This is a genomic window from Ruegeria arenilitoris, from assembly GCF_013031355.1.
GTDB lineage: Bacteria > Pseudomonadota > Alphaproteobacteria > Rhodobacterales > Rhodobacteraceae > Ruegeria > Ruegeria arenilitoris_C.
The window spans coordinates 17,214-32,149 of the sequence record NZ_WPZO01000004.1 but is presented as its reverse complement, the minus strand read 5'-3'; the positions used below and the strand labels follow the sequence as shown (position 1 = coordinate 32,149).

At 60.2% G+C, this 14,936-nt stretch carries 10 protein-coding genes and 1 tRNA gene; 9 read left to right on the top strand and 2 right to left on the bottom strand.

The features are described from left to right. Positions 1-415: 415 nt before the first annotated feature. Positions 416-502, bottom strand: a tRNA-Leu gene (locus GOX63_RS11140). Positions 503-701: 199 nt separating this feature from the next. Here GOX63_RS11140 and GOX63_RS11135 point away from each other — a divergent pair. Further along, positions 702-1,685 carry a complex I NDUFA9 subunit family protein gene (locus tag GOX63_RS11135; protein WP_170326052.1) on the top strand — a complete coding sequence of 328 codons (984 nt, stop codon included), beginning with the start codon at positions 702-704 and terminating at the stop codon, positions 1,683-1,685. Here the strand turns inward: GOX63_RS11135 and GOX63_RS11130 are convergent, their stop codons facing one another. Next, positions 1,686-2,489, bottom strand: a complete 804-nt coding sequence (locus tag GOX63_RS11130; protein WP_170326051.1) for an undecaprenyl-diphosphate phosphatase — start codon at positions 2,487-2,489, stop codon at positions 1,686-1,688. It abuts the gene before it with no gap. Between the two features lie 230 nt (positions 2,490-2,719). On the opposite strand from GOX63_RS11130, the gene GOX63_RS11125 reads away from it, so the two are divergent. The 8 genes from GOX63_RS11125 to GOX63_RS11090 all read left to right on the top strand — a co-directional run bounded on the left by GOX63_RS11125 (position 2,720) and on the right by GOX63_RS11090 (position 14,929). Beyond that, a complete protein-coding gene (locus GOX63_RS11125) occupies positions 2,720-4,153 on the top strand; it encodes an NAD(P)-dependent oxidoreductase (protein ID WP_170326050.1) in 1,434 nt (477 codons plus the stop codon). Positions 4,154-4,181: 28 nt separating this feature from the next. Further along, positions 4,182-4,616 (top strand): GFA family protein, encoded by a 435-nt coding sequence (locus GOX63_RS11120; RefSeq protein WP_170326049.1) that lies wholly within the window; start codon positions 4,182-4,184, stop codon positions 4,614-4,616. Then, on the top strand, positions 4,613-9,145 hold the full coding sequence (gene gltB, locus GOX63_RS11115) for a glutamate synthase large subunit (RefSeq protein WP_170326048.1): 4,533 nt from the start codon (positions 4,613-4,615) through the stop codon (positions 9,143-9,145). Before GOX63_RS11120 ends, gltB begins: the two co-directional genes overlap by 4 nt. A gap of 185 nt (positions 9,146-9,330) precedes the next feature. Further along, the gene (locus tag GOX63_RS11110) at positions 9,331-10,245 is read left to right on the top strand and encodes a Hint domain-containing protein (protein ID WP_170326047.1); all 915 of its coding nucleotides are present in this window, start codon (positions 9,331-9,333) and stop codon (positions 10,243-10,245) included. A gap of 39 nt (positions 10,246-10,284) precedes the next feature. Further along, a complete protein-coding gene (gene mtgA, locus GOX63_RS11105) occupies positions 10,285-11,019 on the top strand; it encodes a monofunctional biosynthetic peptidoglycan transglycosylase (RefSeq protein ID WP_170326046.1) in 735 nt (244 codons plus the stop codon). A gap of 59 nt (positions 11,020-11,078) precedes the next feature. Continuing rightward, positions 11,079-11,744, top strand: coding sequence for an FtsZ-binding protein FzlA (fzlA, locus tag GOX63_RS11100; RefSeq protein WP_170326045.1), 666 nt, complete (start codon positions 11,079-11,081; stop codon positions 11,742-11,744). A 71-nt stretch (positions 11,745-11,815) separates the two neighbouring features. Next, on the top strand, positions 11,816-12,853 hold the full coding sequence (queG, locus tag GOX63_RS11095) for a tRNA epoxyqueuosine(34) reductase QueG (RefSeq protein WP_170326044.1): 1,038 nt from the start codon (positions 11,816-11,818) through the stop codon (positions 12,851-12,853). A gap of 72 nt (positions 12,854-12,925) precedes the next feature. Then, positions 12,926-14,929, top strand: a complete 2,004-nt coding sequence (locus GOX63_RS11090) for a hydantoinase/oxoprolinase family protein (RefSeq protein ID WP_170545752.1) — start codon at positions 12,926-12,928, stop codon at positions 14,927-14,929. Positions 14,930-14,936 lie beyond the last annotated feature (7 nt).

Genomic DNA, 14,936 nt, shown 5'->3' with positions numbered 1-14,936 from the left:
CTTGCCGCTGCGGACCTGATCCGAACCCACTGGTTCCGGGTTCGAGGATCGATAATCCGTGAGTGGTGATCCGCAGCGACAGGGGGCATTTACGCACCGTGTTTTTTCGAACAAGGGGGAAGAAATCGTTCTTTTGCGTCATTTTTTAACCGATCAGTCAAAAAATTATTTCAAACCTTACCTTTAGGTAAAGATGTTGAAGAAGCGGTTTACGTTCCGCGACGTCACGTCACTTGTGGAACCACCGCTGCCACTGCCCGCGCGGGTCTTTCCGGCCAGAAAAGTTTGCCGGATTCGAAAACCGGACCCATGGCCCGCCTTCGGGGCAACATGATCTACAAAACCGAAGGACAAACCCCGCAGACAGCGATGATTTCCGCATATGCGGGTTGGTCTTTTTACAATGTTGGGGATTTGGTGCCCAGGAGAGGACTCGAACCTCCACGTCCATACGGACACTAGCACCTGAAGCTAGCGCGTCTACCAATTCCGCCACCTGGGCAGGTGTCGTGGAGGGGCGTTTAAGCCTACTGGCGGGGGGCGTCAACAGGATTCGGAAAGTTTTTTGAAAGTTTTTTGACCCGCGCCTCAAACAGTCCGAAATCTGTCGGTTTTTTCCCGGACGCGCGGCGTTATTGCGCCTTGTTTGCCGGGGCTTTGGGCGGTAGATCGGATCAAGACCCATCAGCAGGAGCCCTCGCATGTCCAAACTGGTCACGATTTATGGCGGATCGGGATTTGTCGGTCGTTACATCGCACGTCGTCTGGCAAACGAAGGATGGCGCGTGCGGGTCGCGGTGCGCCGCCCGAACGAGGCAATGTTCGTCAAACCCTACGGTGTGGTCGGTCAGGTCGAGCCCATCTTGTGCAACATCCGCGATGATGCCTCGGTGGCTGCTGTCATGCACGGTGCCGATGCGGTGGTGAACTGCGTCGGAGTGCTGAACGAGCTGGGCAAGAACGAGTTTGACGCAGTGCAGGCCGAAGGGGCCGAGCGGATCGCGCGGATCGCTGCTGAACAGGGCGTTGCGCGGATGGTCCATATCTCGGCCATCGGCGCGGATGCCGAGTCCAACAGCGAGTATTCCCGCACCAAAGCGCAGGGTGAGGCTGGCGTGCTGGCGCATATGCCGAACGCGGTGATCCTGCGCCCGTCGGTGATTTTCGGTACCGAGGATCAGTTTTTTAACCGTTTTGCCGGCATGACCCGCATGGGGCCGTTCCTGCCTCTGGTCGGCGCGGAAACCAAGTTCCAGCCGGTTTATGTGGATGACGTGGCCAAAGCTGCCGTACAGGGCGTTCTGGGCCAGGCTGAGGCCGGTATCTATGAGCTGGGCGGGCCCGAGGTGAAATCCTTCCGCGCGCTGATGCAGCAGATGCTGGGGGTTATTCACCGTCGCCGCGTCATCATCGGCGTGCCGTTCTTTGCGGCCCGAATTATGGCTGGAGTGCTGGATATCGCGAAATTCGTCAGCTTTCAGCTGTTCCCGAACCACATCCTGACCCGCGACCAACTGAAGAATTTGCGTCGCGACAATGTGGTGTCCGAGGGCGCCAAAGGCTTTGACGATCTGGGAATTGAGCCGGCCACTCTGGAATCGGTTCTGCCGGATTACCTGTGGAAGTTCCGCCCGGCCGGTCAGTATGACGACATCCAGAACTCGGCCGGCAACCTGCGGATCTGATCAGCTGTAGGCAATCACCAGCAGGATCGCGCCCAGAATCACGCGATAGATGACATATGGCGTGAAGCTGACGCTGCGCAGCAGGCGCATCATCAGGCTCAGCGCCAGTAGGGCTGATATAAAGGCGAAAAAGGCGGCAATCGCGCCGTCTTTTGCCAGCTGCGCGTCGGCCTCCCGGATCACATCCGCCGACAGTAACACGCCCGAAGCCAGGATCGTCGGGATCGACATCAGCATCGCAATCCGTGCGCCGTCTTCGCGGCTGTAGCCCAGTTGCCGTGCGCCGGTTATGGTGATGCCCGACCGCGAGGTGCCGGGGATCAGCGCCAGAACCTGCCACAACCCCATGATCATGGCATCGCGCAAGCCCCAGTCGTTGGCTTGCTTGGTCTGCGGGCCTTTCTGATCCATCCAATACAGCAACAGCCCAAAACCCAGCATGGTCCAGCCGATCACCGCCATCGAACGCAAGGATTGGCTGAGACCGGTTTTGAACAGGATGGCGCCGACGATGACGGTGGGAATCGTGGCGATGATCAGGCCCATCGCCAGCCGGGCCTGCGGAGTATCGACCCGCCCCGTCAGGGCGCGCGGCAAACCGGCCATGGCTTGTTTTACGTCCGACCAGAAATACAGGATCACGGCGCCCAACGTGCCCACATGTACGGCGACGTCAATCGCCAGCCCCTGATCGCCCAAGCCGGTCAGGTTGGGCAACAGGATCAGATGGCCCGAAGAAGAGATTGGCAAAAATTCGGTGATACCCTGAATAATTGCCGCGAGAATCAGTTGGAAAAAACTCATTTAACCTGCCGTGCCGCCGTCACGTGTTCTTTGCGCGCAATGGGTATAAGTGTGGTGCCGAAAAGGAAAGCGCGTAAATAGGTCCGTTTCGGAGCTAAAAAACTGAATATTTTTCGCAGATTTCGCGTTCCGGGCAAAATTTTTCTAATTTAGGTCAGTATAATTGACTTTTCATCCCGAACTCTATCTCTTAAAGAGGCTCGACCAAGCCAATTCATGGAGTCTGACCCGTGGCCAAGCAACCGATGCTGAAATTTGTGCAGATCGACCGCGTCATGCCGGAAAAGCGTGCCGCCGATGTGCGCAAAGAAGACTTTGACGAAATTTACGCTGAGTTCGCGTCGGCCAAGGCAGAAGAACAAGCCAGCCGCTGCAGTCAGTGCGGTGTGCCTTATTGTCAGTCACACTGCCCACTGCACAATAACATCCCCGACTGGCTGCGCCTGACCGCAACCGGCCGTCTGGAAGAGGCTTATGCGACCAGCCAGGCCACCAACACCTTCCCCGAGATTTGCGGCCGCATCTGCCCGCAGGACCGTCTGTGCGAAGGTAATTGCGTGATCGAACAGTCCGGCCACGGCACCGTTACCATTGGCACCATCGAGAAATACATCACCGATACCGCCTGGGACAAAGGCTGGGTGAAACCGGTCGCTCCGGGTGCCGAGCGCAGCGAAAGCGTCGGTATCATCGGCGGTGGCCCCGGTGGTCTGGCTGCGGCGGATATGCTGCGCCGCGCCGGTATTCAGGTCACAGTTTATGACCGCTATGACCGCGCGGGCGGTCTGCTGATGTACGGTATCCCGGGCTTCAAACTGGAAAAGGACATCGTTCAGCGCCGCAATGACCTGCTGGCCGATGGCGGGGTTGAATTCGTTCTGAACTGCGACGTGGACGCCGAAAAGTTTGCAGAAATCCGCGCCAAGCATGACGCCATGATCATCGCAACCGGTGTTTACAAGTCGCGTGACCTGTCGATGCCGGGCAGCGGTCTGAATGGCATTGAAAAGGCGATCGACTTCCTGACCGCCTCGAACCGCAAAAGCTTTGGTGATGCCGTTGAAGATTTCGACAATGGCCGCCTGAATGCCGACGGCAAGAAGGTTGTCGTGATCGGCGGCGGTGACACCGCGATGGACTGCGTGCGCACCTCGATCCGTCAGGGTGCGACCTCGGTGAAATGCCTGTATCGCCGCGACCGCGCCAACATGCCGGGTTCGCAGCGTGAGACTCAAAACGCCGAGGAAGAAGGCGTGATTTTTGAATGGCTCAGCGCGCCCAAAGGCTTTACCGGCGACGACAAGGTCTCGGGCGTGATGGTGCAGAAGATGCGTCTGGGTCAGCCCGATGCGTCTGGCCGCCAAGCACCCGAAGTGATCGAAGGTGCGGATTACGTTGAAGAGGCCGATCTGGTGATCAAGGCGCTGGGATTCGAGCCCGAAGACCTGCCCACCCTGTTCGGCCAGCCCGACCTGCCCGTGACCCGTTGGGGTACCGTCAAGGCGGCGTTCCAGACCGGTGAGACCGAGATGGACGGCGTCTATGCCATCGGTGACATCGTACGCGGTGCCTCGCTGGTGGTCTGGGCGATCCGTGACGGCCGTGATTGCGCCGATGCGATCATCGACCGGTTCAATGCCAAGGCTGCCATCGCAGCCGAGTAACCCAACGCCCAGCGACAGGAGGGTTCGAATGCCCGAATTGCAAGGCCAATGCATGTGTGGCGCGGTCACCGTGACCGCCACCCCGTCGAAGGACTCGCTGGGCGCATGCCATTGCGACCAATGCCGTCGCTGGACCAGCTCGATGCTGGTGACGTTTCAGGCCGAGCCCGGCTATGCCGCTTTGGGCCCGGTCAAGACTTTTACCTCGTCCGAATGGGCTGAGCGTGCCTTCTGCGCCGAATGCGGCTCGGCCCTTTGGTACCGGGTCACCGCACCGGGCGAGATGCACGGACACACTGAAATGGCAGCGGGCCTGTTCGAAGACACAGGAAACCCGCTGCAACTGGAACTTTTTATCGACAAAAAGCCCGACGGGTACGCGTTCGCAGGCGAACGCAAGCAGATGACCAAATCCGAGGTCGAAGCCATGTTTGCCCAGCCGGAAGAAGGAGACAGCCAATGACCAAATATGATGCCGATTGGGTGCGGGCCGAGGAAGCCAAGCGCAAATGGATGGCGGAAAACGGTCTCTATTCCGAGGAAGAAGAGCATTCTTCCTGCGGCGTGGGCCTTGTTGTATCCGTTGACGGTAAGCCGTCGCGCAAGGTTGTGGATGCCGGGATCGATGCGCTCAAAGCGATCTGGCACCGAGGCGCTGTGGACGCTGACGGTAAAACCGGTGACGGCGCGGGTATCCACGTGCAGATCCCGGTCCCCTTCTTCTATGACCAGATCCGTCGTACCGGGCACGAGCCCAACATGGATGAGCTGATCGCGGTTGGTCAGGTCTTCCTGCCCCGCACCGATTTCGGCGCGCAGGAAAGCTGCCGGACCATCGTGGAAACCGAAGTTCTGCGCATGGGCTATTACATCTATGGCTGGCGCCATGTGCCGGTCGATGTGACCTGCCTGGGCGAAAAGGCAAACGCGACCCGTCCCGAGATCGAGCAGATTCTGATCTCGAATTCCAAGGGCGTGGATGAAGAAACGTTCGAGCGCGAGCTGTACGTCATCCGCCGTCGCATCGAAAAGGCCGCTAATGCTGCGGGCATTTCGGGCCTGTATCTGGCGTCGTTGTCCTGCCGCTCGATCATCTACAAGGGCATGATGCTGGCCGAGCAGGTCGCCGTCTTCTACCCGGACCTGATGGACGAACGCTTTGAATCGGCGTTTGCGATCTATCACCAGCGCTATTCGACCAACACCTTCCCGCAATGGTGGCTGGCGCAGCCGTTCCGCATGTTGGCCCATAACGGTGAGATCAACACGCTGAAGGGCAACATCAACTGGATGAAGAGCCATGAGATCCGCATGGCGTCCTCGACCTTCGGCGACTATGCCGATGACATCAAGCCGATCATCGCCGGTGGTTCGTCGGACTCGGCTGCATTGGACTCGGTATTCGAGGTTCTGGTGCGTGCGGGTCGCTCGGCTCCCATGGCGAAAACCATGCTGGTGCCGGAAAGCTGGTCCAAGCAGGCGGTTGAACTGCCGCAGGCGTGGCGTGACATGTATTCCTACTGTAACTCGGTAATGGAGCCGTGGGACGGCCCCGCCGCGCTGGCCATGACCGATGGCCGTTGGGTTTGCGCCGGTCTGGACCGGAACGGCCTGCGTCCGATGCGCTATGTGGTGACTGGCGATGGTCTGGTCATCGCAGGGTCCGAGGCCGGCATGGTGCCGATTGATGAGGCATCGGTGACGGAAAAAGGCGCGCTGGGTCCGGGTCAGATGCTGGCCGTGGACATGAAGCGTGGCAAGCTCTACCGCGACACCCAGATCAAGGACAAGCTGGCACGCGCGCTGCCGTTCGGCGAGTGGGTCGGCAAGATCAACGATCTGGACGACACGCTGGGCGAATTGGTCGAGGCGCCGATCTTCTCGGGCGAAGAGCTGCGGAAGCGTCAGATCGCAGCAGGCTATTCGATTGAGGAACTGGAACAGATCCTCGCCCCGATGGCCGAGGACGGCAAGGAATCGATTGCTTCGATGGGCGACGATACCCCGTCGGCGGTTCTGTCCAAGCAATACCGCCCGCTGAGCCATTTCTTCCGCCAGAACTTTAGCCAGGTGACCAACCCGCCGATCGACTCGTTGCGTGAATATCGCGTGATGTCGCTGAAAACGCGCTTCGGCAACCTCAAGAACGTGCTGGACGAAGACAGCAGCCAGACCGAGATCATCGTGCTGGAAAGCCCCTTTGTCGGCAACACGCAGTGGGACAAGCTGGTCGAGAACTTCAACTCTCCGCTGGCTGAGATCGATTGTAGCTTTGAGCCGGGTCGAGGTGCGCTGAGCGCCGCTTTGGCCCGTGTTAGAGCCGAAGCAGAAGAGGCCGTGCGCTCGGGCGCGGGGCATCTGGTGCTGTCTGATATGAACTCAGGCGAGGGTCGCGTGGCGATGCCGATGATCCTGGCGACCAGTGCGGTTCACTCGCATCTGACGCGTCAGGGCCTGCGGACCTTCTGCTCGCTGAACGTGCGCTCGGCCGAATGTATCGACCCGCATTACTTTGCCGTGCTGATCGGCTGTGGTGCGACCGTTGTAAACGCTTATCTGGCCGAGGATTCGCTGGCCGATCGCATTGATCGCGGTCTTCTGGATGGCACGCTGACCGAAAACGTGGCCCGCTTCCGCGAAGCTATCGACCAAGGTCTGTTGAAGATCATGGCCAAGATGGGCATCTCGGTGATCTCGTCTTATCGCGGCGGTCTGAATTTTGAGGCCGTAGGCCTCAGCCGCGCCATGGTGGCGGAATACTTCCCGGGCATGACCAGCCGGATTTCCGGTATCGGTGTGACCGGTATTCAGACCAAGGCCGAGGAAATCCACGCCAAAGCCTGGACCAACGGCCTGGACGTGCTGCCCATCGGTGGCTTCTACAAAGCGCGGAAATCGGGTGAGACCCACGCATGGGAAGCGACCTCGATGCACATGATGCAGATGGCCTGTAACCGCGCCTCCTATGAGCTGTGGAAGCAGTATTCGGCCAAGATGCAGTCGAACCCGCCGATTCACCTGCGCGACCTGATGGATTTCAAACCGCTGGGCAAGCCGGTGCCAATTGAAGAGGTCGAGTCGATCACTTCGATCCGTAAGCGTTTTGTCACACCGGGCATGTCGCTGGGCGCACTGAGCCCCGAGGCGCACAAGACGCTGAACGTGGCCATGAACCGGATCGGTGCGAAATCCGACAGTGGCGAAGGTGGTGAAGACCCCGCACACTTTGTGCCGGAGCCCAATGGCGACAATCCGTCGGCCAAGATCAAGCAGGTGGCCTCGGGCCGGTTCGGTGTGACCGCCGAATACCTGAACCAGTGTGAAGAGCTGGAGATCAAAGTCGCCCAAGGTGCGAAACCCGGTGAGGGTGGTCAGCTGCCGGGCATGAAGGTCACCGATCTGATCGCGCGTCTGCGGCACTCGACCAAGGGTGTGACCCTGATCTCGCCGCCGCCGCACCACGACATCTACTCGATCGAGGATCTGGCGCAGCTGATCTATGACCTGAAACAGATCAACCCGCGCTGCAAAGTGACGGTGAAACTGGTGGCGTCCTCGGGCGTTGGCACGATTGCCGCCGGTGTGGCCAAGGCGAAAGCGGATATTATCCTTATTTCGGGTCACAATGGCGGTACGGGTGCGTCGCCTGCAACCTCGATCAAATATGCCGGTCTGCCGTGGGAGATGGGCCTGACCGAGGCGCATCAGGTTCTGGCGATGAACAACCTGCGCGACCGTGTGACCCTGCGGACCGATGGTGGCCTGCGCACCGGTCGTGACATTGTCATGGCCGCGATGATGGGGGCCGAGGAATACGGCATCGGTACTGCCGCGCTGATCGCGATGGGCTGCATCATGGTGCGCCAGTGCCAGTCGAACACCTGCCCGGTTGGTGTCTGTACGCAGGACGAAGACCTGCGCGCCAAGTTCAGCGGAAGCGCGGACAAGGTCGTCAACCTGATCACCTTCTACGCGCAGGAAGTACGCGAGCTGCTGGCCAGCCTGGGTGCGCGTTCGATCGATGAAATCATCGGACGGGCCGATCTGCTGGCACAGGTCAGCCGTGGGTCCGCTCATCTGGACGATCTTGACCTGAACCCGCTGCTGATCACCGTCGATGGCGCTCAGGACATCGTCTATAACCGTGACAAGGATCGCAATGTGGTGCCGGATACTCTGGACGCCGAAATTGTTCGCGACGCGGCGCGGTTCCTGAAGGATGGTGAAAAGATGCAGCTGTCCTACGCGGTGCAGAACACGCACCGGACCGTGGGCACCCGTGTTTCCAGCCATATCGTGCAGAACTTCGGGATGCGGAACACGTTCCAGTCCGACCACCTGCATGTGAAGCTGCAGGGCTCGGCCGGCCAGTCTCTGGGGGCCTTTGCCGCGCCGGGTCTGAAACTGGAAGTCTCGGGTGATGCCAACGACTATGTCGGCAAGGGCCTGTCGGGCGGCATGATCGTCGTGCGCCCGCCGCAGGTCAGCCCACTTAAGGCAGATGACAACACCATCATCGGCAATACCGTCCTGTACGGTGCCACCGATGGGTACCTGTTCGCCGCCGGCCGCGCCGGTGAGCGGTTCGCGGTGCGGAACTCGGGCGCCACGGTGGTGATCGAGGGCTGTGGCTCGAACGGGTGCGAATACATGACCGGCGGTGTGGCTGTGATCCTGGGCGATATCGGTGCCAACTTTGGTGCAGGTATGACGGGCGGTATGGCCTATCTGTACGACCCTGAAGGCAAGGCCGAAAAGCTGATGAACATGGAAACGCTGGTGACCTGCCCGGTGACCGTCGACCATTGGGAAGAGCAGCTGAAAACGCTGATCGAAACCCATCAGGCCGAAACCTTCAGCCGCAAGGCCGCCGACATCCTTCAGCACTGGGATGTTGAAAAAGCCAACTTCCTACAGGTCTGCCCGAAAGAGATGCTGAACAAGCTCAGCTATCCTCTGACCAACGAGGCCGAGGCGGTTCCGGCTGAATAAACGGTCAACAAAGCCTTGAACATAGAAACCCGCGTGTCACCTGAAACACGCGGGTTTTTCGATTTCGGACAATTTAACCAAGATTATTGCGTTTTTGCGCCGTTCGCGCCTAGCTATGGACATAGTTTCTTCGGGATTTGCAGGGACACTGCAGTCCAACGTGACGAGTAGGCAGGAGCAGACCTATGCCAGCGACCTATACTGACCAGTTCTTTGACATGGATCCGGCAAACCCGCCTGCGGCGGGAACGACGCTGACGGTGCAGGTTTATGATCTGGTAGATCAGAACGACGACGGTGATATCGATCGGTTCAACAACGACACCGTCAACGGTGTGGATGTCACCCGGTCGTGGCCTGGGGACACGGTAACGATCAACGTGCCCGGTCAGGGGAATGTCACCTATGTCGGCACGACCTTTTACCTTGCGGATGGAACGCGGGTATTTACTCCGACTGATGGCAAGGTGTTGCAAAGTGGCACCTTTGTATCGTCGACCTTCGTTACAACGCAGGGGCCATTGGACGTTGGCACCTTGGGCCCGCCTTGTTTCACACCCGGTACCATGATCGAAACGCCTGACGGGCAGCGTCGGGTCGAAGATCTGCAGCCGGGGGATATGATCACCACTGTTGATCACGGTGCGCAGCCTTTGCTGTGGGTGGGCAGAACTCGTGTCGAGGCGCGGGGCAAACTGGCCCCGATCCGGTTTGAGGCCGGGGTTTTGGGTCTGGAGCGTCCACTGATGGTATCGCCGCAGCACCGGATGCTGGTCGCGGATTGGCGTGCACCTTACCATTTTGGCCATTCTGAGGTTCTGATCGCCGCGCATTGTCTGGTCAATGATGACACGGTGACTCGTGTCGAAAGCGATGAGATCGAATATATCCACCTGCTGTTCTCGCGGCATGAGATCGTCATCGCAAATGGGGCGAAAAGCGAAAGCTATTATCCGGGACACGCGGTGACACAGTCGGATCGTGACACACAGGCCGAAGTACTGCGCCTGTTCCCGGAACTGCGGGACCGAAACCCGGTGCTGCCGGAAACCGCACGCCCGGTCATCCGCCCGCGCGAGGCGCGAGCGCTGGCGATTTAAACCGTTTCAAACCCAAGCGCCGCATCGTATAGCAAAGGCATGGCAAGAAAAGCAGCGCGCAAGTCGAGCAGTAAGAAAAGCAAGGCGTCAAAGGCAAAGAAACCAACCACACTGCGGATTCGCCGTTGGGTGACTCGGGCTGTGGTGGGGGTGATTGTCTTTGTGGTCGGGCTGGTGGTGCTTTATTCGGTGGTGAACCCGCCGGTGACCCATACGATCTGGTCCGAATGGCGCCGGCTGGGCAAGATCGAGCGTGATTGGGTACCGATCGAAGAGATCTCTCCGGTCATGGCGCGTTCGGTTGTGGCGGCCGAGGATGCCAATTTCTGCCTGCATTGGGGATTTGACGTCGAAGCGATCCGCGATGCGCTGGAAAACGGCGGTACGCGCGGAGCGTCGACCATCACGCAGCAGGTGGTGAAGAACGTGTTCCTGTGGCAGGGTCGAAGCTGGGTACGCAAGGCGCTGGAAACCTCGATCACTCCGGTTGTCGAGATTTTCTGGAGCAAGCAGCGCATTCTCGAGGTCTATCTGAACGTCGCCGAAACCGGGCAGGGCGTTTTCGGGGTTGAGGCCGCTGCTCAGCGCAATTTCAGCGTACCGGCGTCCCGGTTGAGCCCGGTGCAGGCCGCGCGGATCGCGGCGATCCTGCCCTCGCCCCGCAATCGGTCGGTCACTGACCCCTCGGTGCGCACGCGCCGGCGGGCTGCGTCGATCCTGGACGGAGCGGCCACCATCCGCGCAGATGGTCGCGCGGATTGTTTCGAGGATTGAAACTCATCGCCCCTCAAGGCTAAAGCTGATGGGGTATTCACTGGTTCGATTGGAAGCCCATGGCGCGTCTGTTTCACGTTCCCCTGTCCCCGTATTGCCGCAAGGTCCGCCTGTCCCTGGCGGAAAAGAAGATCGAGGTTGAGCTGGTCGAGGAACGATACTGGGAGAAAGACCCGGATTTCCTGCGCCGCAACCCCGCCGGTAAAGTGCCGGTTCTGCGTCTGGACGGGCGTGTGATGTCGGAAAGCGCCGCCATTTGCGAATATATCGAAGAGACGCGCCCTGAACCCCCGCTGATGCCGAAAACGCCCGAGGCCCGGTACGAAGTGCGGCGTCTGGTGGGGTGGTTCGATGACAAGTTTCATCACGAGGTGACCTCGAAACTGTTGTATGAGCGGGTGAACAAGAAGGTCACCGGTGAGGGCTATCCGGACAGCAAGAACGTCAAGGAAGGGGCCCGCGCAATCAAATACCATCTGGATTACATGGCCTGGCTGCTGGATCATCGGCGCTGGCTGGCGGGCGATCAGATGACCTTGGCGGATTTTGCCGCCGCGGCGCATCTGTCGGCGCTGGATTATATTTCAGACGTGGATTGGAACCGATCCGCTGCGGTCAAGGACTGGTACGCCAAGATCAAGTCGCGGCCAGCGTTTCGGTCAATCCTTGCGGATCAGGTGCCGGGTTTCCGGCCGCCGCTGCATTACGCGGATCTTGATTTCTGATAGGGTAGCGGGGGCTGTCTGCCCCCCAATCGCGCTGGTGCGCGATTCCCCCTGAGGATATTTGTAGCCAGATGAAAAGCGGATCGGGTTTAAAAGACAAGCTGGTGGCGCAGGCGCTGAGCGAAGGGTTTGTGTCCTGTCGTGTGTGTCGGCCATGGGATGTGCCAGAAGTTCCGGCACGGTTGGAGGCGTTTCTGCAGGCCGGATATCACGGTCAGATGGGCTGGATGGCCGAGCGGACCCATTGGCGCGGTGATCCGGCAGCACTCTGGCCCGAAGCACGGTCGGTGGTCATGCTGGCCGAGAGCTATGCGCCGGACCATGACCCGACCGAGGTGCTGGATCACCCGGACAAGGCGGCGATCTCAGTCTATGCGCAGAACAAGGATTACCATGATCTGGTCAAGAAACGGCTGAAGCGGCTGGCACGCTGGCTGATCGCCGAGGCGGGCGGCGAGGTGAAGGTCTTTGTCGATACGGCTCCTGTGCCGGAAAAGGCCTTGGGCTACGCTGCCGGGCTGGGTTGGCAGGGAAAACACACCAATCTGGTCAGTCGGGATTGGGGGAATTGGGCCTTTATAGGGTCTGTTTTTACCACTTTGGACCTGCCATCGGACATGGCTGAGATGGACCATTGCGGCTCGTGCCGAGCCTGTCTGGATGCCTGTCCGACCGATGCCTTTCCGGCCCCTTACCAGTTGGATGCAACGCGCTGCATTTCCTATCTAACCATCGAGCACAAAGGCCCGGTGGACGAAGAGTTGCGGGGCAAGCTCGGCAACCGGATTTACGGCTGCGACGATTGCCTGGCGGCTTGTCCGTGGAACAAGTTTGCTGTTGCGGCCAGTGATATACGCTATGCTGCCCGGGATGATTTGAAAGCACCTGCTCTGGCGGAATTGGCCGAGCTGGATGATGCGGCGTTTCGTGCGAAGTTTTCAGGATCGCCTGTCAAACGCATCGGGCGGGATCGGTTTGTGCGCAATGTGCTCTATGCCATCGGAAACTCGGGAAGGGCCGAGCTTCGGCCCGTCGCGCAGGGTTTGACGGATGACCCGGACCCCACTGTTGCTGACGCCGCGCGCTGGGCGGTGCAACGATTGGCATAAGTGCCGCAAACAGGCTGGACGTGTCGGTCCAAACCGCTAAACCCATCCACAGCGAACAGGAAGGAGAACCCGATGGCGTTGGCTTTGGGGGTGGATACGGGCGGAACCTACACGGATGCGGTGCTGATCCGGGATGAGCGTGAGGTTATCGCCTCAGCCAAGTCCCTGACCACGAGGGCAGATCTGGCGATTGGCGTAGGCAAGGCGATTCAGGCAGTTCTGGATGCGGCGCAGGTGGCGCCGGAGCAGATTTCGATGGCGTCGCTGTCGACCACCTTGGCGACAAATGCGCTGGTCGAAGGGCAGGGCGGGCGCGTCGCGCTGATCTATATCGGGTTCAAGGACTGCGATCTGGACAAGCACGGGCTGCGGGATGCGTTGAAAGGTGATCCGGCGCTGGTTGTCGGGGGTGGTCACACCCATGCCGGCGGCGAAGCTGCACCGCTGGATGTGGCGGCGCTTGAGGCGTTTTTAGACTCTCACAAAGGCATTTCGGGTTTTGCCATTGCGGCGCAGTTCGCCACACGGAACCCTGCGCATGAGCTGGAGGCGGCGCGGATCATTTCGGAAAAGACGGGCGCTCCGGTCACCTGTTCGCATCACTTGTCAGCCAAGCTGAACGGCCCCAAGAGGGCAGTGACCGCGGTGCTGAATGCCCGGCTGATCGGGATGATCGACCGGCTGATCGGGCGCGCGCAGGACCGGTTGCTGGAATTGGGTATCACTGCGCCGATGATGGTCGTGCGTGGGGATGGTGCCCTGATGAGCGCCGAGCAGGCGCGTGAACGGCCGATTGAAACCATCCTCAGCGGCCCGGCGGCCTCGATTGTGGGCGCAAGCTGGCTGACAGGCACTGAGAACGCCCTTGTGTCGGATATCGGAGGCACGACCACCGATGTGGCGCTGATCCGCGACGGCAAGCCTGCGATTGATCCCGCTGGCGCGCAGGTCGGTGGCTTCCGCACCATGGTCGAGGCGGTCGCGATGCGCACCCACGGTCTGGGCGGCGACAGTCAGGTGCATGTGATGACTGAAGGGCTGGGCGGCGGCGTGTTTCTGGGGCCGCGGCGGGTGCTGCCCGTTTCGCTGATCGCATCTGAGGCGCCCGAGGCTGTTCATGCCGTGTTGGATACGCAACTGCGGGCGACAACGGTAGGCGAGCATGACACCCGCTTTGCACGCCGCGTTCCCGGCATTCACGCCGAGGGGTTGGGCGCGCGGGAAGAGGACCTGCTGGAAAGGCTGGGTGACAAGGTCCTGCCACTCAGCGACCTGCTGCGGACCCGGATGGAGAACGGGGCCCTGGCGCGGTTGGTGGATCGCGGAATCGTTCAGGTCTCGGGCGTGACGCCATCGGATGCCAGCCATGTTCTGGGTCGGTTGGACGCCTGGGATACGGATGCGGCCCACAAGGCGCTGGAACTGATCGCGCGCAAGCGGGTAGGCACCGGAGACAGGTTGGCCAAGACGCCGGAGGAACTGGCACAGATCATCGTCGATCAACTGACCGAACAAACCACATTGACCTTGTTAGAGACTGCTTTTGCCGAAGAAGCCGAGGCGTTTGGTGTGCCGTCCGCCGAATTGGCGCGGCATGTTCTGACGCAAAAGGGCTTGTCCGGCCATCGCGGCCTGTTGGCACTGGATACGATGTTGAACGTCGATGTGGTTGGTCTCGGGGCATCGGCGCCCAGTTACTACCCTGCGGTGGGTGAGCGTCTGCGCTGTCGCATGATTCTGCCGGAACATGCTGGCGTGGCCAATGCTATCGGTGCTGTGGTAGGACGCCTGACCCTGCGCAGAACCGGCACGGTCACATCCCCGTCCGAGGGCCGGTTCCGGGTTCACCTTGAAGACGGACCGCAGGATTTCAACGAATCCAGCGCGGCGTTGGAATTGTTAGAATCCGTATTGCGCTCCGAGGCCGAGGGTGCTGTGCGTCAGGCCGGGGCCGAGGACATCCGGGTCGTGGTTGACCGGGATATCCGAACCGCAAGGATTGAGGCGCAGGACGTGTTTGTCGAGGCCACGGTCACCGTCGAGGCCAGCGGCCGCCCGCGGGTGGCGACAGGGTAGCCCCCGC